The sequence below is a fragment of the Vibrio sp. AND4 genome (assembly GCF_000171815.1).
Classification (GTDB): domain Bacteria; phylum Pseudomonadota; class Gammaproteobacteria; order Enterobacterales; family Vibrionaceae; genus Vibrio.
Genome location: NZ_ABGR01000010.1, coordinates 54,721 through 79,360, shown reverse-complemented (window position 1 = coordinate 79,360; position 24,640 = coordinate 54,721). Strand labels below are relative to the sequence as shown.

Here is a 24,640-nt window from a genome sequence, read left to right as displayed (position 1 = left end):
CCCAAGCACCTCTAATTTACTTGGGTATATCAACGTTATTTATTCGATAAAAATCAGCGAGAGACGGGTTTAATCCTAAGAATAATACCTTCTACTGCTACAATCTCGACACGAGTCCCTGCTGGTAGATCGTGCTCAGATTCAGCGGACCAAGTTGTATCGGCAACTCTTAAGCGGTTCATTCCGACCGTGAAGTCTTCCTCCAAAGTGACAATATGACCGATCAATTGTTTATGCTTTTGATTGAGGTCACGAGCTTTATCGCTTTTGCGATCCTTCGACCATTGCTTTCGCCACCAAAGCCAAGTTGCTACTAAGCTAAAGGTGGCAAACGCTGACCATTGCATTTGCCAGCTAATCGGTAAGAAAGACAAAATGCCGCCCACGATCAGAGCAGAGAGGCCAAGCCACAAAAAGTAGCCAGCAGTCCCGAGCAGTTCAACCGCGAGTAACGCGAGGCCAAATGCTATCCAATGCCAGAATGTGACAGCTTCTAAAAGGCTAAATAAATCCATAGAAGACCTTAGTCTTTATTTTGTTTAAACATTTCTGCGATACCTGCTACTGAGCCCATAAGCCCTGTCGCTTCGAGTGGCAGCATGATGATCTTGCCATTTTCGGCTTGGCCAATACTCTTCAATGCTTCTGTGTAACCTTGGGCAATAAAGTAGTTCACTGCCTGTACGTCACCTTTTGCAATGGCTTCTGAAACCATGTAGGTCGCTTTTGCCTCTGCTTGAGCAGCGCGTTCACGAGCTTCTGCATGTAATATTGCAGACTGCTTCTCACCTTCTGCTTTTAAGATCTCTGACTGCTTGTGGCCTTCGGCACGCAAGATCTCGGCTTGGCGAATCCCCTCTGCTTCGAGGATCTCGGCACGCTTGTTACGTTCAGCTTTCATCTGAGCATTCATTGCTGCAGTGAGATCCGCAGGTGGCTGAACATCTTTAATTTCAATACGAGTGACTTTCACCCCCCAAGGGTTGGTCGCTTGGTCAACAATGGTGAGCAGCTTAGTATTGATCATGTCCCGTTGACTAAGCATCTCATCTAATTCCATCGAGCCTAATACAGTACGAATGTTAGTTAGGGTTAGATTTCGAATCGCATGCTCTAGGTCATTGACTTCATAGGCTGCCTTTGCTGCATCGATGACTTGAACAAAACCGACGGCGTCAATGACAACATTGGCATTGTCTTTAGAAATGACTTCTTGCGCTGGGATGTCGAGCACGCGCTCCATCATATTGACTTTCTGTCCAACGCGGTCAACGAAAGGAATGATGAGGTTAAGGCCTGGTTTTAAAGTATGGGTGTAACGACCAAAGCGTTCGACTGTCCAGTTGTTGCCTTGTGGAACGGTTTTTACCGCAGAAGCAAGTAGGATAACGGCAAGAGCAACGAAAATACCTATGGTGATTAATGAGTCAATTGGCATGGATTATTCCTTTAAATGCATAAGTCTATTCATTTTTACTCATTTATGCAGATGAAACAATCGGAGAAATGAGAGACTGGAGACATTCCAGACAAAATAAAGGCTGGAATTCCCCAGCCTTTTATTATTTTTCCTGTAAATTTCTCAAGTTGGGCTGTTACTCAATGCAGATGGTTACCCAAGACAGTTACTCAACATAAACCGCCTATTTCGGGTACTCAATCCAACTTGAACCGTCGAGTGAGACATAATACTTACCATTGACTTGGATAATGGTTGACCCTGAGTTTTGCGCAACTACTTGCGTCTCCGGCAAGTTTTCAGCGAGTTCACTCGGGCTAAAGGACTTTTTCTCGTAAATGTTCTGCACAAGAATATTCGTCACCAACTGCGATAGTGCCAAGTAACTTGAAGGCGCTTTCACGTGTTGAGTCTCTCCTTGGCGCTGAAGCCCTTCACCAAAGACTTTGATGCCCACTGGCGTATGTATAATCGTTGGAGCTGGGATCTCTCGCATGCCAGATATTTGCATTCTATCGCCTCGCATACCTGCACCATGCTCTGGTACCAAAGCAACAACGATGTTGCGCTTAGAGGCTTCCAGCTCTTTAAAGAAGGCGTAAAGATCATCAAGTAGATTGTTGAGTCGTTTCTTGTAGCTCACCATCGAAGTGGTTGAATTCGTATTGATGATTCGGTTTCCGTCATGCAATGAAATCGAGTTGTACAAGGCCACCACTTTATCGCTATCGCTTTCAATTCTCTGCTGCCACCAGCTATCAAGCACCTGTTTGTCGCGAAAGATTGAGGAACCATCAAATGATTTTTGGTAAGGCGTAAATCCTTGTTGTGGCATCAGTTCGGTTTCTAGATCGCCATCCTTTTTGATTAACTCTAGGAAACTGTCGAATACACCGTTGTGGTTCATGACTAAGTTTTCTTGGAAGCCAAGATTCTTTAGGTCTTCGAACAGATAACATTGCTTTGGTGCAGGTTCAAACAGTTGGCTGTGTTCTTGTTGACCACAACTTGCCCTTAGTAACCGAATAACGGCGGGGCCACTGTAAGAGGTTCCAGCGCTAAAGTTGTCGAACATGATATCGAATTCTTTGAACAGCGGATGATCGGCCAAGCCAGCAATTTCGATATCATCCCAAGCGACGGAACAGATGCTCAAAAATAGCAGGTCAAATGGTGTGTCTTGAGCGCTATCAGGAGTAAACGCCACTCGTCTCGATGCCTCTTTGGCAAAGAAATCCGTTTTCAGGCGGTTTAGCGTTTCGTCGTTGATTTCTGTTGGTTGTTGCTTTGCTGTTTCTGTAACCTCTGTCGTAGCTGGTGGAGCAGGTTGTGTCGCCTCAACAGTCACCGGACTCTCGGCATTTTTTGGAAGGCTGACATAAATCATGGCAATAACGACAAATACTGAAACGCGCAAAAACTTACTCAAAATGAAATAGGCAGTACACAAGGTAAACAGCCCTAGTAGCGCTTGAGCAGAGACAAAGCGGCCAAGGAGCTCAATAAGATAACTCAACTCAAATTGCATCAACTGACCAGCTTGAGCCCAAAGTCGATCCAATGGTGGAAGAAACGAATCGTAATGTAGTAACCATGCCGCAATGATAATCGCGACCCCGTGACGGAGAGTATTTAGCGATTTGAACGGCACTGGGAGCAAAATAAAAAGCAGTAGCGCAAAGTTTTCCAGTGGGTGGAAGTCTATAATCCCTTGAAGGTACAGGGCGACCTTGGCAATAAAATAAATGTTCCACCACCCCAGTCCAATTGTGAACCGAGCAGTTTGTTTAGGATGTGAAGTCATCACTTAAGCTTCTTGTTTTCGTTGATGGAGAGATCTTGTTCAAAATAGCGCGAGCGTTTAAGGTTCCGCTGATAGAACCTATGCATAGCACCAACAACATCCCGTAAGAAGTAGCCAAGAATAAGGCCCACACTTAGGCTAGCGCCAACAGTGAAAAAAAAGTCGTTAATGTTCATGCCTGTCCTTTCAGTTTGATGGCTTTCCTTACGGCGAATAAAGTGGGTATCTTGTTTGAAGGTTGTTTAGAGGCGGAAAAAATCCGTTTCTCTGTGGTTAGGTGAGAGACTTCCTCTGAGATAACGACCTTATCCGCCATGATGTATTTTATTTCACTTTCAATATCATATTGGGTTTCAAAACGATGAGTTGAATGAAATAAGTCTCGAGTTGGGAACTCGAATATATTGTTGAGTGCAACCTCAATATCGTTTTGACGGATGGCACTAAATAAGACGTAAAGTGCTTTTTTACAGGCTGTGACCACGTCGCCATCTCTCCGAACATGGCACAAGCGCAAACATTCCTCGGCACTCATGCCTGGCAATAAATTCAGTTTGATTAGGGAAAAGTTCACATTAGACCGGGTAGAGCTAGCGATAGCATCTGAACAATATTGAGCGAACTCATTGTTATTTAAATAACCTTTACTACCAAACTTAACGTCATACTTAAGCAGGGCGTCCAAACTTTGTGGCAGCGCACGAGTCAGCATTTGGCCTTGTATCGCTTCTAGTTGGGTCATAAAACGCATCTGTGGGACCTGAACAGGTGAGATTAAGTTCACACCAGCACGAAGAAGAAACTTCTCGTCGGCGTATCTCAGACACTGTTGTGTTTCACGGATAATGATTTTTAACTGACGACCTGCCGTCATCCTCAGTTGGTAACAGTCCATAGCCAATTGCTGAACCTCAGTTTGGTCTGAGCAACTAAAGATAAGCGTTGACGCTCTCGGGTTATCTAGCATACTGATTAGACTCTGGTTGTTTTCCGCTATATGCATTTCTTTTGGTACGTTTGTACTCTCGCCAATTGCCTCTCTACATATGTAAATACGTTCGCTGTCTGCTTTGTCTTCCGTCCATTCCGATGTTTGTGTTTTTTTATAGGGTGACGCTGTTAACCTATCCGCTCCATCATGGCTCAGAATGTACTCCTCTCCTGATACCACACCATGCTTATTTGACCAAAAATCAACGAAGTAACCGTACCGAGACTCATCTAAAGCGATCATGCTGGCTAAGCCGGATATGAAATGATTATTCTTCAATAACCTTGGCTTTAGGACTGAAGTCGCAAGGTGGCCATAGATATACACATTGATTACAGATGCAGCCTGACTGGATAAGGTTTTAAGTTGCTCTAAAAATTGTCTCATATTATTACCCTCACACTGAGCTAGGATTGAATCGGGGATAATTAAATGAAAGTGCGAATTTTCGGCAACCTTTATTTTTTGAAGATCTTTAGCAAGAAATGTCGGATTTGGTTGCTTTTTTGAAGATCTATTGTTGATGAAGAATATTTTATTAAGATGATTTAAAGATAAGTTGTTGAATTTAAATAATGTGTTGTCATCTAAACCGGAAAGAAAAGATGCTTTATCAGAAAAACATATAAGTAAGTTGCTTTCGGTATTACATGCTGAATCGATGAGTAAGTCAATTGTTACACGTTTGTTCGACAATAAATTGACGTAGGTGGATTTGATCTCACGTTGACTAGATATGGCGGACATGCCTTGTGGTGACTTCATTATTTATCCTTTTTTATTAGTGCTTTAGTGAGATTTTTATCGTTTGCATTAGTGTTTTTTGGTGTCGTTTTAACCAGGAAATATCTTTATTGACGTAAAAATGACGCTGAGATAGTAAACGAAATTGATCAAAAATAAAAATAGATATAACATTACTCTCCCTGATGTTTATAAGCTAATAAAATTGATGCATTTTAATGTTTATATAATCTGACGCTGTATATCTTTATGGCTTACATTTCGTAAATGGATGGTTACGGTTCATTCTTATAATCTTGGGTTTTGGTTTTTAAAAAATCATTTATGCATTTATAAAATATCGTGTTGAACAACTTAATCTGTTCACATTTTTATTTTTAGGTATGTGATGCATTTATTAGTGCGTTAACTTTTCATCAGTGTAACTTCGTTAGAATTCAAGTGTCGGGCACAAGCCCTTCTTTTGTAAACGTAAGTGCACAAGAAATACGGAAATATGTCGTGACAGAACCGGCAAAAGATATCAATTCGATTTACGCCTCATATAACTTGGCCCAGCACCAGTATATTGAAACGACTGAGAATGAGACTTACCAAAAGGTCAAAGGTAAGTGGCTAATCTTTCAATCACAGCGTTCTGGAGAGTTAGAAATGGGTAATAGAAAGAAACAAGCCAACTTTGAAACGCAAGCGATATGAAACGTCTTCTTTTTGTTAGCTTGAGAGGGGGCTGCGGTTCAACAACAGTGACCGCGAACTTAGCTCAAGCTTTAGTCAAAATTAACAAGCAGGTTCTTGCGATAGACGCGTTACCTGAAAACTTGTTGCGTCTCCATCTTGGTCTCTCTTTCGAAGCGCGAGACGGGTGGGCTGCGCGTGTCTTATCTGATGATGCATGGTTTGAAGCCGGATATCAGAGTCCACAAGGTGCTCTACTGCTGCCATTTGGTGAATTAAATGCTCAACAAAAGGGGCTGTTTTCCCAATCGTATCAATATCTTCAAGCTATTGGTCACTCAACGTTACAAGTCAATAATTCAGAACAATGGCAGTTATTTCATGGCGATATCTCTTATCTAACGGCGCCAGAGATGCATCTGTTTGTTGAGTCGATGGACATGGTATTTGTGGTTATGAACGCCGACACCATGAACTATGCACTTTTACAACCCACGCTTAGTCACACCCCTCAGATTGGTAACCTGATCAAGTTGGGTAAGCTGCGTTACATTCTAAATCAATACCAGCCGGAGACCGAGGTCGGTCGCGATTTTATGTTGGTGTTGAAAAAAGAGTTGGGAGATGCTTTGGTTCCCGTGTTGATGCATAGAGACACGGCACTGCAAGAGTGTGTTGCAAACTTGACTACAGTACAGCATTACTCTCCAACGAGCCAAGCGGCGAAAGATTACCAATCCTTAGCGTTTTGGTGCGTATCTGCGCTCTCGGCAACACGTTATTAGGGTGGTGTGGTAATGCAAAGCCTTAATTTGATCTTCCAAAGTTGGGTCGTCGAGCAGTTTAATGTCCAGAAAAGGGCTTATGAGCAAGCTTGGAACTGCAAATCCAGCTGGCTTGGACGTTGTTTACTTTCCTTGTGGTTTTCGCTGAGTTTTGTGTTCTTAAAACCCATGATTGGCGGTGTGCCTTCGTGGAAGCTGCCTCTTATGTATTTTCCACATGTTAATTATGCAGCGCCAAGGCTTTTTGATCCGATTCGCCTCGTTGTTCAAATCGTTTGGTTGCTGTGTTTTAAGCAAGATCTCAATGCGTCTTGGTCGAAAAAGCTTGGTGATTTTTCAACCCATATAGCTGAGCAAGTTCGTCATGCTTTTTACCTGCCATTTGAACTGGTAGCGAAAAGCATTCGTTGGTTGGAAATATGTGCAAACCGAGTCAAAGATCCTAAGAACCGTGAGCGTATTAAGGCGAGTAAGTCCGCACTGGCACTGAACTATATGCTTTTGTTCGTGGTCGTTCTCATTGCTTTACTGTGTTTTACCGTTCCATTTGGTTATGTGGCTCAGACGGTTTTTGTATTACTGCTGTGGGGACTCGCCATGATGGTAAGACGAATGCCGGGTAGTTTTCCAACGATGCTGCTGATCATTTTATCCGTGACGGCTTCTTGTCGTTACCTCTGGTGGCGTTACTCTTCCACCCTAAACTGGGATGATCCAGTGGCTTTGGTATTGGGGGGCATTTTACTTTTGGCGGAGACCTATTCTTGGATCGTGTTGATGCTGGGTTATTTCCAGAATATTTGGCCACTCAACCGTAAACCAGTTTCAATGCCGACGGATCAATCTACTTGGCCGACCATCGACTTGATGATTCCCACTTATAACGAAGATCTCGATGTAGTGAAAGCAACGGTGTACGCTTCGATGGGAGTTGATTGGCCAAAGGACAAACTCAACATTCACATTCTTGACGATGGTAAACGAGATAGCTTCCGTGACTTTGCCAAGAGTGTTGGGGTCAACTACATTCGAAGACCCACCAATGAGCACGCGAAAGCAGGCAATATCAACTATGCGCTAAAACAGACGAACGGTGAGTTTGTGGCGATCTTCGATTGTGATCACATACCAACCCGTGCATTTTTCCAGCTTACCATGGGCATGTTTCTTAAAGACCCAAAACTGGCGTTGATTCAAACTCCGCACCACTTTTTCTCTCCGGATCCGTTTGAACGTAACTTGTCGAACTTCCGCAATGTGCCGAATGAAGGCAACTTGTTCTATGGATTGATTCAAGATGGTAATGATTTGTGGGACGCGACTTTCTTTTGCGGGTCGTGTGCGATTTTACGTCGTGAGCCGCTTGAAGAGGTGGGGGGAATTGCCGTTGAAACGGTAACGGAAGACGCCCATACCTCATTACGTATGCACCGTTTAGGTTACCGCTCAGCTTACCTCAAGCAGCCGATTTCAGCGGGGTTGGCGACAGAAACCTTATCCGCGCACGTTGGGCAGCGTATTCGCTGGGCCAGGGGGATGGCGCAAATTTTCAGGGTTGATAATCCGCTTACAGGCAAAGGGCTCAAGCTGTCTCAGCGGCTTTGTTACCTTAATGCAATGCTGCATTTTTTGTCGGGTATACCGCGGATTATCTTCTTGATTGCTCCGTTGGCGTTTTTGTTGTTGCACTCTTATGTCATCTACGCGCCAGCGCTGGCGATCATCTTGTATGTCTTACCGCATATGATCCATGCCAGTATGACAAACTCACGCATGCAAGGCGATTATCGTTATTCTTTTTGGGGAGAAGTATATGAAACCGTGCTCGCTTGGTATATCGCTAGACCAACCACTGTGGCTTTATTTGCACCTCACAAAGGAACATTTAACGTGACAGCAAAAGGCGGCTTAGTTGAAAAATCGCACTACGATTGGGTGATCTCTCGACCTTATTTGGTGCTGGTGGCGCTGAACATCATAGGCTTTGCCGTCGGGCTGTATCGCATGGGGTGGGGCCCCCAAGATGAGGTCGGTACCGTTATCGTTAACTTACTGTGGACGATTTACAACTTGCTGATCTTAGGTGCAGCAGTCGCGGTTGCGGTAGAGGCAAAACAGGTGCGAAAAGATCACCGTGTTGAGGTGAATATTCCTGTTGCGATGAGGCTTCACTCCGGACATTTGATTCAAGCTCAGATGAAAGATTTTTCGCTGGGTGGTGTCCGTGTTGAAATCAATGGGATGGACGAACAAACTTGTCAGCACTTACTTGGTCAATCTTTAGAAGTGATTTTGAATCGTGGTGGTCAAGAATTCGTATTCCCGATGACCGTTGCCTTTGCTCATGATGGCATTCTCGGTATGCAACTCAATGGTCTGTCGCACCAACAACAAATCCAATACGTCCAGTGTACGTTTGCACGAGCAGATACATGGGCGAAATGGCAACAAGGCTATCAAGCAGATAAGCCACTATCGAGTATGCAAGCCGTGCTACAAGTCGGCTTTAACGGATACAAGCGGTTGCTACAACACTGTCCTAAATTTGTCATGGTCAGTGTTTATGCTTTCTCATTTTGTATCGAATTTATTTGGTCACTTAGACCTCGCTATGTCCCAACCAGGACCACAAAGTCATGCTAAATAATAAAAAACGAATCGCGTTGACGGCGGCAATCACTTTAATGTGTCTGTCGGGCAGTCTCGCAGCACAGGAAGTAAAATCGCCGTTATCGGAACCTCAAGCTCAGCAACAAGATGTGGAAAGCGCCACCGTCTTGAAGCGAGTGATTCCATTTACACAATTGGGCTACAATGGCTCAATTTCGATTCAAGGCAGCGAAGCGAGTGCTTATGTTGGCTTCGGCTCGCGCCTTGATGAGGTCGTATCCAGCGCCACCTTGTATTTCGACATTACGCCTTCACCTGCATTGCTCGCTTTGGTTTCGCACCTCAAGGTGTACCTGAACAATGAGCTTATGGGTGTAGCGTCCATCACAGATGGTCAGCAGGGTAATAAGCTTAGCCTTTCTATGCCTTTAGATACGCGCTACTTCAGTAACTACAACCAAATTCGCTTTGAGTTGATTGGTAATACTCATAAAGAGTGTGCAAACCCAAATGATTCAAGTATTTGGGCAGAGATCAGCCAAAGTAGCCGCATTGAAATGTCGGTGCAAAAGACACAGCTAAAGAGTGATTTGAGCTTATTGCCCGCTCCCTTCTTTGATGTTCGTGACTTTAGTCAGCTTAATTTGCCTATTGTTATGGGAGATGGCTATGACTTAAATGAAGTCAAAGCTGCAGGTGTATTGAGCTCCTATTTTGGTTCATTAGCGGCTTGGCGTGGGGCTCAGTTCCCGTTAAGTTTTGACGCCTTGCCAGAGCGCAACGCCGTGGTGTTTATCACTAATGACAACAAGCCTGAATTCTTGAAGGATTTTCCAGACACCGATGGCCCTCGTTTGCAGGTGATCACTCACCCAACTGATCCCTTTGTGAAGTTACTTTTGGTGATTGGTCGTGATGGCTCGGACCTCAACACAGCCGTGCGTGGCTTAGCTTTAGGTAACCAGATACTGACGGGCCCAATCGCCAGAGTCAACGAGGTACAACAAATCAAACCCCGCGTGCCATATGATGCACCAAACTGGGTGAGCACCGATCGTCCGGTTGCGCTTTCAGAGCTTGTCGAGCAAAAGAGCGTGCTGCAAGTTGAAGGTCGCACTCCGCCACCTATCAGTGTTAGCCTGAGGTTGCCGCCAGATCTGTTCACATGGCACAGCCGTGGTATTCCGATGGATCTGAATTATCGTTACTCACCACCGGCGGAAAATCATTCTGGCTCTCGCCTGACACTGAGTATAAACGATCAATTTATTGAAGCGTTTAACCTCACAACGGAAGGGAAAGGTGGGGATTCCAACCGTATTCGTATTCCTTTGTTGGATGACAGCTTTTTAAGTTTTGATGATCAGGTTCGTATTCCCGCATTTAAAGTTGGCAGTAAAAACCAAATCGACTTTGAGTTTGGCTTTGCTTCGGTTACCGATGGCCAGTGCTTGGTCACCCAGCCGAGCAAACAATATGCCATTGTTGATGGGGATTCTATCCTCGATTTTAGTGGCTTCCCACATTATATCGAAATGCCCAATATGCGTGCATTTGCCACATCTGGTTTCCCTTACACCCGTTTGGCTGACCTGTCTGAAACGGCTGTCGTCATTCCCCAAAATGCACCTAAAGAGGTGTTGCAAACATTTCTGAACGTGATGGGATCTCTTGGGGGAGATTCTGGTTATCCGGGAATTCAGGTTCAATTAACCGATAAATGGGACGAGGATGCGTTAAAGGATAAAGATATCTTAAGTATTGGTGTTGCGCGATCTCTCGAAGAAGCGGCGAGTGATAAAGACCCAGTCAACCTTGTTTTAGAAGCTGGTGAACGTCAAATTCGTCTGCCAAGCAAGAATGAAAAGCAGCTTGGTATGAACTGGATGAAGCCTAGCGATGCTAATCAAGTGCCAGCTGATTATGTCTCGGTAGAAGCTGATGGCTCCTTCGCTGCGATATATGGTGTGGAGTCGCCATACACAAGTAATCGAAGCCTAGTATCAATCATGGCAGCACACCCTACAGATTTTGCGTCAGTAGACAAAGCCCTATCGGACTCCGGGAAAATCGAACATATGTTTGGCTCGGTGGTGACGCTAAGAAATGATGAAGTTGCAAGTTACAATGTTGGCTCTCATTACTACGTAGGAGAACTCCCTGTATGGCAGTTAGTCTGGTATCACTTCTCTGATCACCCGATTGTTGTGGCTTGTTTTGCCGCGATAATGATGGTGATTGTTACTATGGTGCTTTGGCGCTTGCTGCGTCACGTGTCTGCTAAGCGTCTAGAAAAAACGGAGGAAGAAGAAGAATGAAAAAGCTGTTGACACTTCTGATTTTGATAGCTTCTCCTCATCTCTGGGCGAGTGACTGCGGTTGGCCACAATGGGATACATTTAAGGCCGTTTATATTGACCAAGGAAGAGTCGTAGATGGTAGCGATGATCGTATTATCACTACCTCTGAAGGCCAATCTTATGCGTTGTTTTTTGCGTTGGTTGCCAATGATCAAAAAACGTTCGCTGATGTACTAAATTGGACTCAAGTACATCTGGCTGATGGTGATCTTACTGCAAGGTTGCCCGCTTGGTTGTGGGGAAGAAAAGAGAACGGCAGTTTTGGTGTTTTAGATACCAATGCGGCGTCGGATTCCGATCTTTGGATTGCTTACGCCTTAGTTGAAGCGGGACGACTATGGGACAACTATTACTACCAGTCACTGGGTCACTTACTTGCTAGTCGAATTTTACGTGAAGAGAGTGTGTCGATTGACGGTACTGGCACTTTACTGCTACCAGCCCCTACAGGCTTTGAATTTAGTCAGCGCTATCGTGTTAACCCGAGTTATGTGCCTTTACAACTGGTTACTCGGATGGAAGCGCTGTATCCGCAGTATTCATGGGATACCATGTACCAAGCGAGCGTACAGATGCTTACTCATACCATGCCAAAGGGTTTCAGTCCTGATTGGGCAACGCTCAGTCAAGGGGAGTACAGTGTTGATTCTGTGACGGGTCCAAGTGGCAGTTACAATGCAATCCGTACTTATTTGTGGGCTGGTATGCTCGATGATCAAGTTGCTGAAAAAGCGCAGCTCATTCAACAAATGCAGCCTTTTGTTACAGCGACTAAAACGCTCAGCGCTCCGCCGCGAGACGTCAATACAGAAACGGGTGGATACACTCAAGCGGGCAGCGCAGGGTTTTCTGCAGCAGTCTTGCCTTTATTGGCTTCATCAGGAGAATCTGAATTGCTTAAAGCTCAGGCAAGCCGAGCACAACAAATGCTAATTTCGGACCGCAACGATCACTATTACGACAACGTATTGAGCTTGTTTGGATTGGGTTGGCATCAGGCACGTTTCCGCTTTGGTAAGCATGGTGAGCTGTTGCCAGCATGGAGCGAGCAATGCCAGGAATAAGACGCACTTCGTGGTTGATCCCATTGGTCATGATGGCCAATGGGGTCAATCCCGTTTACGCGCAAGGTTTTAGTTCCAAACCTCTGAACAAAGCGCAGTTAGCCACGGTTTATCAGCCAGTTGAAATCGTTCAGTTTTCTACCTCGCTTGACCGCGTTAACTCAGTAGAATGGTTGGTTGAACAGCTTAAACTTGCGGACGCAATAGGGCGTGACGATATCGTTGAAAGTACCCTAGAGCGCTTGTTTGCGATTGAAGAAGGCAACCCGATAGGCTTGTATTACCAAGCCAATATGTACACCAAGCGTAAGGCGCCTGAACTGGCCAAACAGACCTTCCAGCGTTTAATTAAGAAATCGCCGAATTCTCCCCAAGCGAGAGATCTTGCCGCCATCATGTCTCTTCAAGGGGATAAAAAAGGTGATTATCAACGCGCTAAGCTGCTCGCTAAATCGGGCCGCTATGAAGAAGCCATTCGAGCGTATAAAGCGATTTTTCCAAATGGTATGCCCTCGGCAGCCTTGCAGTTAGAGTTTCTTCAGCTGCAAAGTAACCTTGATGGCAGTTGGATGGCCGTCAAACGAGGATTGGAGCGTTTGAATGCTGAGTACCCGGGGGTACCTCAATTTCAACTCGCATTGGCGAATCATATTCGCAAAGAGAATCCGGCCGATCCTTGGATTTTAGACACCTACAAAAAGCTTGCTTTAGCGCCAGTTATTGGCAGCAGCGCGGCGACATCTTGGTTGCGTGCTCTCGATCAATTGCCTATCTCAGATCAAGTGGTGCAACAATATGCGATTCTAGCGAGCTACTACCCGTCTGATCTTGAGATTCAACGCGCAAATCAAGGGGCGAGAAAGCGCTGGGAAACAGAACAAAATCTACGTAAAGACCCAACCTATCTCGCTAAGCTTAAAGGTCTCAAGCTGTTGGATGAAGACAAAACGAAGCAGGCCGAGAAGCAGTTGCGTTATGCCATGACCACGCGGCCAAATGATCCAGAGATATTGGGTGGGATGGGGAAGGTGTACCTGCGTAACGGTCAGCAACAAAAAGCGCTCGAATACTTTAAGCGTGCGCAGCGATCAGACCGTGATCCGGACAGTGCTTCGAAATGGACAACCTTGATTGAAACCTCGCAATATTGGGCTTTTTTAGATCAAGGCGATGTCTTGGTTAAGAAAGGTGAGTTTAAACAAGCTGAAAGCCTTTACCATAAAGCCATTCGAGTCGATACAACCCAGCCTTATGCCTTTACCTCGTTGGGCGCGCTTTACTTGTCGCAAAACAACTACTTAGCGGCAGATAAAGCTTATATTCAAGCACTAAAGCTCGATCAACTTAATGGCTCCGCCTTGCGCGGTAGGCTAGATGTTCGTATTGAGCAGCAAGATTGGGTTGGGGCGGAGTTGATTGCACAGCGTTTTTCTCCAGCGCAAAAACAGGTAGTGGCAGAGAAAATCAATGGTATTCAATCTGAAATCATTCTTGCTCGTTTGAGAACCGCTATTGCGCAGAATGATCAAGCAGTCATGCAATCTGCGGTGGAAGCACTGATTGCCTTGAAACCGACTTCTCCGTGGTTAAGACTGGATGTTGCCAGTATGGTACGCTCTATGGGGAACAAGCAACGTGCAGATGCTTTGATGGCTAAGTGGGCTAAATCCAGTTCTGACCCTGAAATGAAGTTCGCGCACGCCTTGTATTTGGCAAAAGACTCCAAAGTCGTAGCGGCAATTTCTGAGCTAGAAAGTGTGCCAGAGAAAGCCCTCACACCCTCTATGCAACGTAATTTGACTCGATTGAAGCTCGATGCCGAATTACAAGATATTCAACGGCGATATCTTGAAGAACCGCAGTCTGTACAAGCCAAGTTGCACGCTTTGGAGCAAGACTATCAGGGCCAAGTACAGGCATTGGCGCGTCTTGTTGGGGCGTGGGTAGAGGCCGATCAAGTCGTTGAAGCTGAAAGAATTTATCGAAGCCTCAAACAATCACCGCACTGGTCTAGCGATGAGCAACTTGCATACGGCAGTATGATGGTGAGCCTGAATCAGTTTGAAGATTTTGACCAATGGTACGAGCAATTAGCGCTGAGTTCGGATGAACAAAAGGGTAGTGCTTCGCAAGCTTTGCAACTTGATGAGCTAAAAACCCGCCGAACCTTAGCGCAAGCGGATGTGCTCCTTGCTAACCAGCAAGTAGAGCAGGCAATGGCGTTATATGAAGGTGTCTCATCAAAAACTGAGCCATTCAAAACGCAAGCTCAGGTCGGGATGCTGCAAGCCAGTGCGCAGAGCGGAGACGAAGCCAGCTACCATGATCTGCATCTTATCCTAAATAAGAAGCGTGAGACGCTTTCTGCTGCTCAATTGATGACGGTTGCCTCTGTATTTAATCAACTTGGGTATCGAAATGATGCCGATGCTCTAAACCGTTTACTCGATGACGTGCAAGGTGCTGATGCTTTGGCTTATCGAGACAGCATGTCGATTGCGATGGACAATCAGCAATGGACATTAGCTGAAAAACGGGGTTATCAAGCGCTAAATTCGGATCGTATTGAAAAAAGCGCAAATCCGAACAAAGATCAGCAAGATACTCTCACGTTACGCGAGTTGTATGACACAGCGGATGACTACTGGCTGACTCGCAATGTTAAGTCGGACATAGATACGCTCCATGATCGTAGTGATGGGCATGTGCTTATTGGTTGGGATTATAGTGCGCGTGACGGGCTTAACTCGTCGAATCAAGTGCCGATTGAAGCGCGTATTCCTATTGAATCGCTCGATGGTCATTTGCTGTTGAGAGCGGATTACGTTTCTGTCGATTCGGGTGAGCTAAATTATTACGAGAAAGACGGGGGCTTTGATAGCACCTCATTCCAAGATGAAGCTTCAGGTATGGCACTTGGTATTGGTTGGCAAGCCAACGATTGGCAAGTGGATATTGGATCGACGCCAATGGGTTTTGATCACACTTCTTGGGTTGGTGGCATCAGCGTTGATGGCGATCTTGGGGACTTTGGTTGGACTGCAGAAGCGTCTCGCCGGCCAGAATCCAGCAGTACACTTTCTTATGCTGGAATGACGGTACCAAGCGGAACCAGCGATCCTCAAGGCAAAAAATGGGGGGGTGTGGTCCGTACAGGTGTGAAGCTCAATTCGAGCTGGGATATTGGTGGCCCTTACGGTTTCTGGAGCAGTCTGCAATACCACGCTCTGACGGGGGAAAACGTTGACGATAACACTCGCCTCGGTATGTTGGGCGGGGCCTACTACAAACTGATTGCCACGGATGAGCAGCGTTTGAGTATCGGCACAAATTTAATGTACCTCGATTACGATAAAAATTTGGGTGAATACACACTCGGGCATGGGGGCTACTACAGTCCACAACGTTATTTTTCTGTCGCTCTGCCAGTCAATTATTACGGTCGCTACAACAGCACATGGTCGTATCAATTGAGTGCATCTATCTCTAACTCATGGACGCAAGAAGATGCGCCTTATCTGTCTACAGGAGACAGTGCTGAGCGTGGTGGTGGTTTTGGCGCTTCGCTGCAAGCGGCAGTTGAGAAACGAATGAGTAAGCGTTGGTATCTGGGGGCGCTGGTGGATTTACAGCGTTCAGAGTTTTATACGCCAAACCATTTTATGTTGTACGCCAAGTACACCTTTAATGACCGCTGGCAGCCGATTGAATATCCTCCTGAAGTGCCTTCGTTGTACAGTGATTTTTAGTGCTGGCGCTAGTGATTGGTATGACTTCCTAAAATGTGAGTAACAGCAGAAACAACCAAGGCCGGATCTTTCCGGCCTTTTCTATTTAATCTCTCTGCTTCTACACCGATTTTTTAGTACAAAATTGAGTAAAGTTGGCGGCGGTACTTGCCTGCTAATGCGTTACCTTGGCCAAGAGCGCTTAAGATATCCATAAAGACTTTTTTTACCTCTCCATCTTGTGCACCCAGGTTGGTTTTGAGGATGTTCCAAAGCAGTTCAAGTGCTTCTTCATCTCGACCGACTTGGTTGTATTGAACCGCAAGCTCACAGACTAATTCTAAGTTATCAGGGTTTGCCGCTCGCTCTTGTTCAAGGCGTTGAAGCTCTGGGCTATCTGCTGCTTGAAGGTGCAGATCTAGTTTGGCAATCAAGCCTTTGTAGTAGTTGTCTTGATATTCCAATGGGATCGTGCTCAACAGCGTTTTTGCCAGCTCAAACTGTTTGGTTTCTAACAAACAATCTGCTGTTGCCAGCTTCACGTCGCCGCGATTTTTCAGCTCTTCTGATAAAGTTTGTAGGATCGCCAATGCCTGAGCGTGCTCACCTTGTTGAAGCAGGTTGTTGGCTTGTTTCAACTGCATCTCATCTTGGCTCGGTAAATGCTTTTGCAGCATCGCCGTAATTGAATCGATTGGTTGAGGCCCACCCATACCATCGACGGCTTGGCCATTTATAAATAAGGCGATAGTTGGGAGAGCTTGAACACCGAATTGAGAGGCAAGAGCAGGTTGCTGTTCACAGTCCAATAGAGCAAGGGTGAAAGCGCCGCTGTATTGTTGTGCCAGCATTTGCAATTCGGGGATCACTTGCGCGCTTTCTGGTTGAGCACTCGCCCAAAAATGAACCAACACGGGTACGTTCATTGATCCTTCAAGTGTTTCGCGGAAGTTTTGTTCTGTTAACTCAACGATAAATGGGGATTGCATCAGAGTATCCTTGCTTTTTGTTTCTTGTCGTTGATTGTAGATATGGAGCTGATATTTGGGAAATTCAAGCGATAGAGAGGAAAAACGCTGCCGACAGCAGCGGTTTCCAGATAGCAAGCGAAAGTGCGATCAAACTTGGCAAGTTCAGCACGGTTCAGACGGTCTTGTTAGACGTTCTAGTCGTGCGTGGTATCAAAATAGGATGAACATGGCCAACACTACACCCACACTAAGCCAGTTAAGCTGATTTAATGTCATTGTTGTCTCGCGAAAATACAAACAGAGAGGGTGGCGATACCAAATCTGAAGTCAGTATCGACATCGCGTTTAGGCTAAAAGGATGAAGATACTCACTTAGACATTGATTCGAACATTGAGGTTTTATTAACCTACATGCTCATAGTGACATCACATTGTTACGGTAAAATTACATTGTGATAAAAAGTTTTTATGCTGCTTGTCGCAAAATTTTATCAAGAATACGAGTGGGTAACAGCCGCTTTAATACGGCAAATACTTTGGTTGGTGTCGTGATTCGATAGCGAATTTTAGGTTTATTGCTCGTCAGCGCGTGAATCACTGGAGGAATGCAAGATTCAGCAGGCAGCGCAAATTTGTTATTGGATTTGTCGTTATCTAAACGGTTTTTTTGGCCCGCATAAGCGGTTTTGTGGGCACTGTTTTCTACTTCAATCCATCGCTCAAATGCCTTTAAGGCGTTCTGTCTAAACTGAGTTTCTATCGGACCTGGTTCGATTAATGCCACCTTGATGTTGGTGTCCATTAATTCCAAGCGTAAGGTATCTGCCCAGCCTTCGAGTGCAAATTTAGAGGCGTTATAAGCCCCACGATACTTCATGGCAGCAAAGCCGAGTACGGAGCTATTTAGGATGATTCTGCCTTCGCCTTGCTTGCGCATGTGTGGCAATACCTCTGTGACGAGTTGGTGCCAACCGAAGAAGTTGGTTTGAAATTGTGCTTGAAGGGCCTCTGTCGGTAAATCTTCCAAAGCACCTGGTTGGCCGTAAGCGCCATTATTAAAGACAGCATAAAGCCTACCTTCAGATAGCGCTAGAGCTTGAGCGACACCGAAAGAAATGCTTTCAGGGTCATTGAGATCAAGCTTGATGCACTCTAAACCTTCTTCGTTTAAGCGCTTGATGTCTCGGTCTTGTCGGCAGGAGGCAATGACATGGAAACCCTCATTTTGTAGAGCATGGGCACATACGTAACCAATGCCGGTGGAACATCCGGTGATGAGAACTGATTTTTTCATAGTTGGGGCTCACTGAGAGTTAGTGAGCCTTATGATTCAACAACTTCTGTCTTGAAGCAAGTTCTTGAGCGCGGGCTCAACTCGTGAGTAGCTAAACTGGAAACCAATCTCGGTCAGTTTCTTGGGTTTGGCGCGTAGGCTATCAAACAGTAGACAGGATGACTCGCCCATCGCCATGTTCATTACCCATTTCGGAGTGAACAGTACATGCGGCCGTTTAAGCGTTTTGGCCAATGCGCCGCTGAACGTTTTGTTACTCACCGGGTGCGGAGCGCACAAGTTAAACTCACCATGAGCGTGAGGCGTTTCGAGTATGTACATGATGGCGCGAACCATATCTAAGATATGAATCCAAGGCATGTACTGTTTTCCACTGCCCAATGGGCCTCCCAGCCCCAATTTGTAGGGCAGTAGCATCTTGGCTAAGGCTCCGCCTTTGGGACCAAGAACAACTCCAGTACGCAGCAGACAAACTCTTGTCTGCTCTGATTCGGCACGCTTGGCAATTTGTTCCCACCGGGCACACACTGAATGGGGGAAGGCTTCACTATTTACGTGTAAGCATTCATCAAATGGGTGGTCTTGTTGGTCACCGTAATACCCAACCGCGGAGCCACTAATGAAAACTGCGGGAGGTTCAGTACTGGCGTGGATCAGTTCAACAATCCGTTCGGTGACCTTCCAGCGGCTGTTACAAATGATTTTTTTTTGTTCCTGACTCCAGCGTTTGTCAGCAATGGGCTCACCTGCAAGGTTGATTACGGCGTCAACGTCGTTGAGGTCTTCCAGTGAAGCGAGGGAATCTAGATATTCAATATTACCGACGTCGGCATGCTGAAGTCGTTGTTTTGCTTGCGCAGGGCTGCGCGTTAGCAATATGACTCTATGGGTAGTGAGCATTTTTAGCAACTCAGAACCAATAAAGCCTGTACCGCCAGTCAGTAGTATCTTCATGTCATCCCCTTGAGTATAAAACCATTCCGACATTATAGCCGTTAACCGCCCTGCATGATCATTCCAATGGCTCGCAAACTCGATTTTATTATTATTTCCTAAGGAGTTAGAAGCGTTTTCTCATTCATTGTTGTCAAATTCGCAGTGCGTATAAGGTCAATAAAGTGTGATTAGGTTTTGAGTATTGCTGATAGCTAGCGCTGAATTATTTATTGTTGAATTTGTCGACTTCTCAAATCGTGCAATTGCATATCTGTAATCTGAGGCTTATTCTTTGACAATTAAAGAATAATTGAGGAAATGTTGTAATGCCACTAGTTGCTTGTCCTGTTTGCGAAAAACAAATTTCAAAACGAGCTCATACTTGTCCGGGATGTGGAGAGCCTGATCCGCTCAATCATTTAGCCAAGTCGAAATTTTTGTCTTTCATCTTTTGGAGTATTGTTTTGGCGGGTGCCGCTTATGTTGCCTGGTTCTATCTCATCCCAATGCTGGTGGAAATGTTGCGCAGCCATTAAAGGCGCTTGGGTTGAGCTTCGATAGGAATGCCGTAGAATAACCTCATACTTTATGAGGAGACCATGTCGTGAAACTATTTTTTGCCTCAGACTTGCACGGTTCTTTGCCCGCAACCGAAGAAACCATTAAGCTTTACTTGGCCACCGGTGCCGATCACCTGATCTTATTGGGGGATACGCTCAACCACGGGCCAAGAAACCCAATCCCAGAAGGTTACAACCCGCCGAAAGTGGCCGGGTTACTTAACCAATACAAGGATCAGATTATTGCGGTTCGTGGTAATTGTGACAGTGAAGTTGACCAAATGTTGTTGAATTTCCCGATGATGATGGATTATGCATGGATCTTACTCGAGTCAGGAAAGCGTCTATTTCTCACACATGGACACCTGTACAATAGTTCAAAACGCCCACCACTGCGTGAAGGTGACATCATTGCCCATGGTCATACTCATGTTCCAGTGGCAGAGGTTCAAGATGGCGTGATCATTTTTAATCCCGGTTCGATGACTTTTCCGAGAAATGGTTTGTCACCAAGCTACGGTGTAATGGAAGGCAACACATTAAAGGTGCAAACTCCGGAAGGGGAAGTGTTGGCTCAAACAACAATTTAGTCGACGAGTCACGGAGCAGATAAAATAATAGGGAGCCAATCGCTCCCTATTTTGTATCTGAGTGACCTAAATCGCGCTCTGGATCTATGATGTCTCTCACCCGTTGCTTAAGAACTTTAGCTTCAGGAAAGCCGCCGTCTTTTTTTCGTTCCCAAATTTGAGTGCCATTACAAAAAATCTCAAAACGACCGCCAGTGTCAGGATACAAACTGATGCTTTCAATCTCTTCGCTAAACGTATGGAGTAGCTCTTGCGATAGCCAAGTAGAACGTAACATCCAATTGCACTGACGACAGTAGTGTATGTTTATCATGGCTTTATCCATTTCTCATTTCCTTACTGTAGACATTAGAGAAGCGAGTGTATTTGCAACGAGCGAACCCAAGAAGAGTGTGAATGTATCTAGCAATCCTTGGCGAAAAAATAAAGGGCCATCAGGCCCCTTATTATTGAATCTAAATCAGTTTCTAAACAGTACCGTAGAGCCGTGGTTCAGGCTAGTCAGTAGCAGTGTTTTCTCGTTCACTACGTCAATACGGCGGCTTTGTTCTGCATCCAACTTAAAGATTTGTGTGATGAGACCGAGTTGTGATTCAGAGAAATCTTTTGACTGTGATGCTGAGATATCTTTGAACTCGGAAGGTGAAACCAGTAAGTAATTATCACTCACTTCCCATCGGCCTTTTTCAGAGATATTGATGGTAGATTCCGTATTTGAGTCTTGCGCAAATAAACGAATGTTTGCCACACGGATGTAATCACCGTTAGGTAGGTACTTAACATTCGACTCTACATTGACCTTACGTAATGGACCGACGGTATCGCCAGGCAAGGGATAGGAGATGAGCGTCTCCATGGTTGATTGCCATTCATTTGAAGTCAGGACCTGTTTTATTTTTAGGTCACTGCCCCAGTACAACCAACTACTGAAAAGGATGGACACGGCCAAAACCGCTGATGCTACTTTAATCTTCATTTCAGCCTACCTTAATTGCAGATGTCGGTTGGGTCATTACGATCAGCAAAAATACGCAGCGTTACATTTTCGTATGAATGGTCGCTATCGTGGATGTAGTTAAGAATCAATTGGTTGTTTTGACCTCCTGTCGCGATAACTTCGACTGGAGAAGAGCTATCTTCGTGTCGTTCAACAAAGCGCTTGATGCATTGCTCAATTGATGGCATCCAATGATTTAACTGAGGGTGGTTCATTGGCGTTTTTACTGTGACATTGTGATACTCGCCAATTTGACGGAATTTAGACTCCGCTGGGTTAGTCAGCATCAGCACACACACTGGTAGTAGCAAAGCCGCCACAATCAAAATACGGGATAACCAGTTCACCTCTTTCTGCGCAGGTGCTGGCGTTGTCTCTGGTTTTTCAGCTGGACTTACCGCCTCAGGGGCCGTTTTTTCTGGTGTGTCTGCCGTCGCTTCAGCAAACTGCTCCAAATCAACCACTGGCGCTTCGTTTTCTTCTTGCTCATCAATATCAGGATTGAAGTCAGAAGAAAGTGGGCTTAAGCGTTCAACAGAACAGATCAGTTGGTAGCCGCGTTTTGGTACGGTTTTCACAAACTCTGGTGACTTGGTGGAGTCCTTCAACATTTTACGTAGCGTCGAAATCGCTTGAGTTAAGCTCGAATCATCCACTTCAAAGCCTTGTTCACGCCAAACAAACTCATGCAGTTCGTTACGTGATATCACGTCGCTAGGCCTTTCTGCCAACATGAGGAGAATGCGACTTTCGTTGCTGCCTAGTCGTACAACTTCGTTGCCATTTTTCTGGTCAGCGAGCGAATTACTATTTGGGTCAAAGACGAATCTTTGAGCAAGCAGAAATTTAGTGCCTATGTTAGTCATTTATTTCTTCTTAGATGGATGATTCTGTAATTATAGCGATTTGCGTTACGTAAAAAACGTATACAAAAAGACGTGTGCCACGTTTTAGATACTTTTAGGGATGTAGGATAATTAAATTTTTCTAAAAAAACACCGTTTTTAGCAATATTGACCTTGAATTTACAATTGTCAGCCTCATGTTAGTTGTCATATTGGTCATGCCGCTTTTATGAGGCGGCGGTTAGGGCTTTGTCATTAAAAGTCTATTTTTAGTTTAGATGTTATGGAGCAAACATGAGCGAAACCGTATCTCAAAACAAAGAAACTCGTGGCTTTCAATCAGAAGTAAAACAGCTACTTCACCTGATGATTCATTCTCTTTATTCTAACAAAGAGATTTTTCTGCGCGAGCTGATTTCAAACGCATCTGACGCCTCAGATAAACTTCGTTTTCAAGCGCTATCTAACTCAGATTTGTATGAGGGCAACGCGGAACTTGGAGTGAAGCTAGCGTTTGATGAAAGCGCGAACACATTAACCATTTCTGATAACGGCATCGGCATGAGCCGTGATGATGTGATCGAGCATTTGGGTACGATCGCAAAGTCAGGGACAGCAGAATTTTTCTCAAAGCTGTCAGATGAGCAAAGTAAAGATTCTCAACTTATCGGCCAGTTTGGTGTGGGCTTCTACTCAGCTTTCATTGTTGCGGATGCCGTTACGGTTCGCACTCGTGCTGCGGGCCTAACCGCTGGTGAAGCAGTGCAATGGCACTCTGCTGGCGAAGGTGATTACACGATAGAGACTATTACTAAAGACTCTCGCGGCACCGACATCGTGCTTCACATGCGTGAAGAGGGCAAAGAATTCCTAAATGAATGGCGTCTACGTGATGTGATCAGCAAATACTCTGACCATATCGGTATCCCTGTATCTATCCAAACCGCGGTTCGTGATGACGAGGGTAAAGAAACGGGTGAGAAGAAGTGGGAGCAGATTAATAAAGCGCAAGCACTTTGGACGCGCAACAAATCAGATATCTCGGAAGAAGAGTATCAAGAGTTCTACAAACATGTATCTCACGACTTTGCAGATCCTCTTACTTGGAGTCATAACCGTGTAGAGGGTAAAAACGACTACACCAGTCTGCTTTATATTCCAGCTAAAGCGCCTTGGGATATGATGAATCGTGACCATAAGTCGGGTCTAAAGCTGTACGTTCAACGTGTCTTTATTATGGATGACGCGGAACAGTTTATGCCGTCGTACTTGCGTTTTGTCCGTGGCCTAATTGATTCAAATGATTTACCTTTGAACGTATCGCGTGAAATCCTACAAGACAACAAGGTCACTCAGTCGCTACGTAACGCTTGTACCAAGCGCGTGCTTACTATGCTTGAGCGTATGGCGAAGAACGATGAAGAGAAATACCAATCGTTCTGGAAAGAGTTTGGCCTAGTCATGAAGGAAGGCGTTGCAGAGGACATGGCTAACAAAGAGAAAGTGGCTGGTCTATTGCGTTTCGCGTCTACTGAAGTGGATTCTGCACAACAAACCGTTGGTTTAGCTTCTTACATTGAGCGCATGAAGGAAGGCCAAGATAAGATCTACTTCCTAACCGCAGACAGCTATGCAGCGGCGAAGAATAGCCCTCACCTAGAGCAGTTCAAAGCGAAAGGCATTGAAGTTATTTTGATGTTCGATCGAATTGATGAGTGGTTGATGAGCTACCTAACTGAATTTGATGGAAAAACGTTCCAATCGATCACTAAATCTGGCTTAGATCTCAGCAACTTTGAAGACGATACGGAAAAAGAAAAGCAGAAAGAAACGGAACAAGAGTTCAAGTCTGTTGTGGAGCGCACTCAGTCATACCTTGGGGACCGTGTGAAAGAAGTTCGCACCACCTTTAAACTCGCAACGACACCAGCGGTTGTGGTGACGGATGATTTCGAAATGGGGACGCAAATGGCGAAGCTTCTTGAAGCGGCAGGCCAAGCAGTACCAGAGGTTAAGTACATCTTCGAAATTAACCCGGAGCATGAGTTAGTGAAGCGCATGGCGGATGAAGCAGACGAAGAAGCGTTTGGTCGCTGGGTAGAAGTGCTACTCGGCCAGGCAATGCTCGCTGAACGTGGATCGATGGAAGACCCTTCTCAATTCGTTGGTGCCATAAACAAGCTTTTAACTAAAGCCTAACAACCAAACAACGACAAAAAGCTCG

The 24,640-nt window shown here is 45.3% G+C and carries 19 protein-coding genes; 9 read left to right on the top strand and 10 right to left on the bottom strand.

Annotated features, from left to right (window positions below):
- Positions 1–53: 53 nt before the first annotated feature.
- The 4 genes from AND4_RS11990 to bcsE all read right to left on the bottom strand — a co-directional run bounded on the left by AND4_RS11990 (position 54) and on the right by bcsE (position 5,001).
- Positions 54–515, bottom strand: a complete 462-nt coding sequence (locus AND4_RS11990) for an NfeD family protein (protein WP_009843241.1) — start codon at positions 513–515, stop codon at positions 54–56.
- Between the two features lie 8 nt (positions 516–523).
- On the bottom strand, positions 524–1,438 hold the full coding sequence (locus tag AND4_RS11985) for an SPFH domain-containing protein (RefSeq protein ID WP_009843240.1): 915 nt from the start codon (positions 1,436–1,438) through the stop codon (positions 524–526).
- A 205-nt stretch (positions 1,439–1,643) separates the two neighbouring features.
- Positions 1,644–3,263 (bottom strand): cellulose biosynthesis protein BcsG, encoded by a 1,620-nt coding sequence (gene bcsG, locus AND4_RS11980; protein WP_009843239.1) that lies wholly within the window; start codon positions 3,261–3,263, stop codon positions 1,644–1,646.
- Positions 3,264–3,435: 172 nt separating this feature from the next.
- Positions 3,436–5,001: a cellulose biosynthesis protein BcsE gene (gene bcsE / locus AND4_RS11975; RefSeq protein ID WP_339367412.1), complete on the bottom strand. Its 1,566-nt coding sequence runs from the start codon at positions 4,999–5,001 to the stop codon at positions 3,436–3,438.
- A 498-nt stretch (positions 5,002–5,499) separates the two neighbouring features.
- Between bcsE and AND4_RS11970 the strand changes: the two genes are divergently transcribed.
- From AND4_RS11970 to AND4_RS11945, 6 genes are read left to right on the top strand one after another with little or no spacing between them, the layout of a single operon-like run.
- The gene (locus tag AND4_RS11970) at positions 5,500–5,697 is read left to right on the top strand and encodes a hypothetical protein (protein ID WP_009843236.1); all 198 of its coding nucleotides are present in this window, start codon (positions 5,500–5,502) and stop codon (positions 5,695–5,697) included.
- Positions 5,694–6,461 (top strand): cellulose biosynthesis protein BcsQ, encoded by a 768-nt coding sequence (bcsQ, locus tag AND4_RS11965; RefSeq protein WP_009843235.1) that lies wholly within the window; start codon positions 5,694–5,696, stop codon positions 6,459–6,461. The genes AND4_RS11970 and bcsQ overlap by 4 nt, the downstream gene beginning before the upstream one ends.
- 12 nt (positions 6,462–6,473) lie before the next feature.
- Positions 6,474–9,104, top strand: coding sequence for a UDP-forming cellulose synthase catalytic subunit (gene bcsA, locus AND4_RS11960; protein ID WP_009843234.1), 2,631 nt, complete (start codon positions 6,474–6,476; stop codon positions 9,102–9,104).
- Positions 9,098–11,389, top strand: a complete 2,292-nt coding sequence (gene bcsB, locus AND4_RS11955; RefSeq protein WP_009843233.1) for a cellulose biosynthesis cyclic di-GMP-binding regulatory protein BcsB — start codon at positions 9,098–9,100, stop codon at positions 11,387–11,389. The genes bcsA and bcsB overlap by 7 nt, the downstream gene beginning before the upstream one ends.
- The gene (gene bcsZ, locus AND4_RS11950) at positions 11,386–12,495 is read left to right on the top strand and encodes a cellulose synthase complex periplasmic endoglucanase BcsZ (protein WP_009843232.1); all 1,110 of its coding nucleotides are present in this window, start codon (positions 11,386–11,388) and stop codon (positions 12,493–12,495) included. Before bcsB ends, bcsZ begins: the two co-directional genes overlap by 4 nt.
- Positions 12,483–16,244 (top strand): cellulose synthase subunit BcsC-related outer membrane protein, encoded by a 3,762-nt coding sequence (locus AND4_RS11945; RefSeq protein ID WP_009843231.1) that lies wholly within the window; start codon positions 12,483–12,485, stop codon positions 16,242–16,244. Before bcsZ ends, AND4_RS11945 begins: the two co-directional genes overlap by 13 nt.
- A 113-nt stretch (positions 16,245–16,357) precedes the next feature.
- Here the strand turns inward: AND4_RS11945 and AND4_RS11940 are convergent, their stop codons facing one another.
- From AND4_RS11940 to AND4_RS11925, 3 genes are all read right to left on the bottom strand, one after another.
- Positions 16,358–17,212 carry a co-chaperone YbbN gene (locus AND4_RS11940; RefSeq protein WP_009843230.1) on the bottom strand — a complete coding sequence of 285 codons (855 nt, stop codon included), beginning with the start codon at positions 17,210–17,212 and terminating at the stop codon, positions 16,358–16,360.
- A gap of 448 nt (positions 17,213–17,660) precedes the next feature.
- Positions 17,661–18,488, bottom strand: coding sequence for an SDR family oxidoreductase (locus AND4_RS11930; protein ID WP_009843228.1), 828 nt, complete (start codon positions 18,486–18,488; stop codon positions 17,661–17,663).
- 36 nt (positions 18,489–18,524) lie between these two features.
- The gene (locus AND4_RS11925; protein ID WP_009843227.1) at positions 18,525–19,442 is read right to left on the bottom strand and encodes a TIGR01777 family oxidoreductase; all 918 of its coding nucleotides are present in this window, start codon (positions 19,440–19,442) and stop codon (positions 18,525–18,527) included.
- A 308-nt stretch (positions 19,443–19,750) separates the two neighbouring features.
- Between AND4_RS11925 and AND4_RS19555 the strand changes: the two genes are divergently transcribed.
- A complete protein-coding gene (locus tag AND4_RS19555; protein WP_009843226.1) occupies positions 19,751–19,960 on the top strand; it encodes a hypothetical protein in 210 nt (69 codons plus the stop codon).
- A gap of 68 nt (positions 19,961–20,028) precedes the next feature.
- Positions 20,029–20,574 (top strand): phosphodiesterase, encoded by a 546-nt coding sequence (gene yfcE / locus AND4_RS11920; RefSeq protein ID WP_009843225.1) that lies wholly within the window; start codon positions 20,029–20,031, stop codon positions 20,572–20,574.
- A 46-nt stretch (positions 20,575–20,620) separates the two neighbouring features.
- Here the strand turns inward: yfcE and AND4_RS11915 are convergent, their stop codons facing one another.
- From AND4_RS11915 to AND4_RS11905, 3 genes are all read right to left on the bottom strand, one after another.
- Positions 20,621–20,899 carry a SelT/SelW/SelH family protein gene (locus AND4_RS11915; protein WP_009843224.1) on the bottom strand — a complete coding sequence of 93 codons (279 nt, stop codon included), beginning with the start codon at positions 20,897–20,899 and terminating at the stop codon, positions 20,621–20,623.
- A 135-nt stretch (positions 20,900–21,034) separates the two neighbouring features.
- On the bottom strand, positions 21,035–21,550 hold the full coding sequence (locus AND4_RS11910; protein WP_009843223.1) for a regulatory protein ToxS: 516 nt from the start codon (positions 21,548–21,550) through the stop codon (positions 21,035–21,037).
- A gap of 11 nt (positions 21,551–21,561) precedes the next feature.
- A complete protein-coding gene (locus AND4_RS11905) occupies positions 21,562–22,437 on the bottom strand; it encodes a transcriptional regulator (protein WP_009843222.1) in 876 nt (291 codons plus the stop codon).
- 273 nt (positions 22,438–22,710) lie between these two features.
- Here AND4_RS11905 and htpG point away from each other — a divergent pair, with 273 nt between their 5' ends.
- Positions 22,711–24,615, top strand: coding sequence for a molecular chaperone HtpG (gene htpG / locus AND4_RS11900; protein ID WP_009843221.1), 1,905 nt, complete (start codon positions 22,711–22,713; stop codon positions 24,613–24,615).
- Positions 24,616–24,640: the final 25 nt, after the last annotated feature.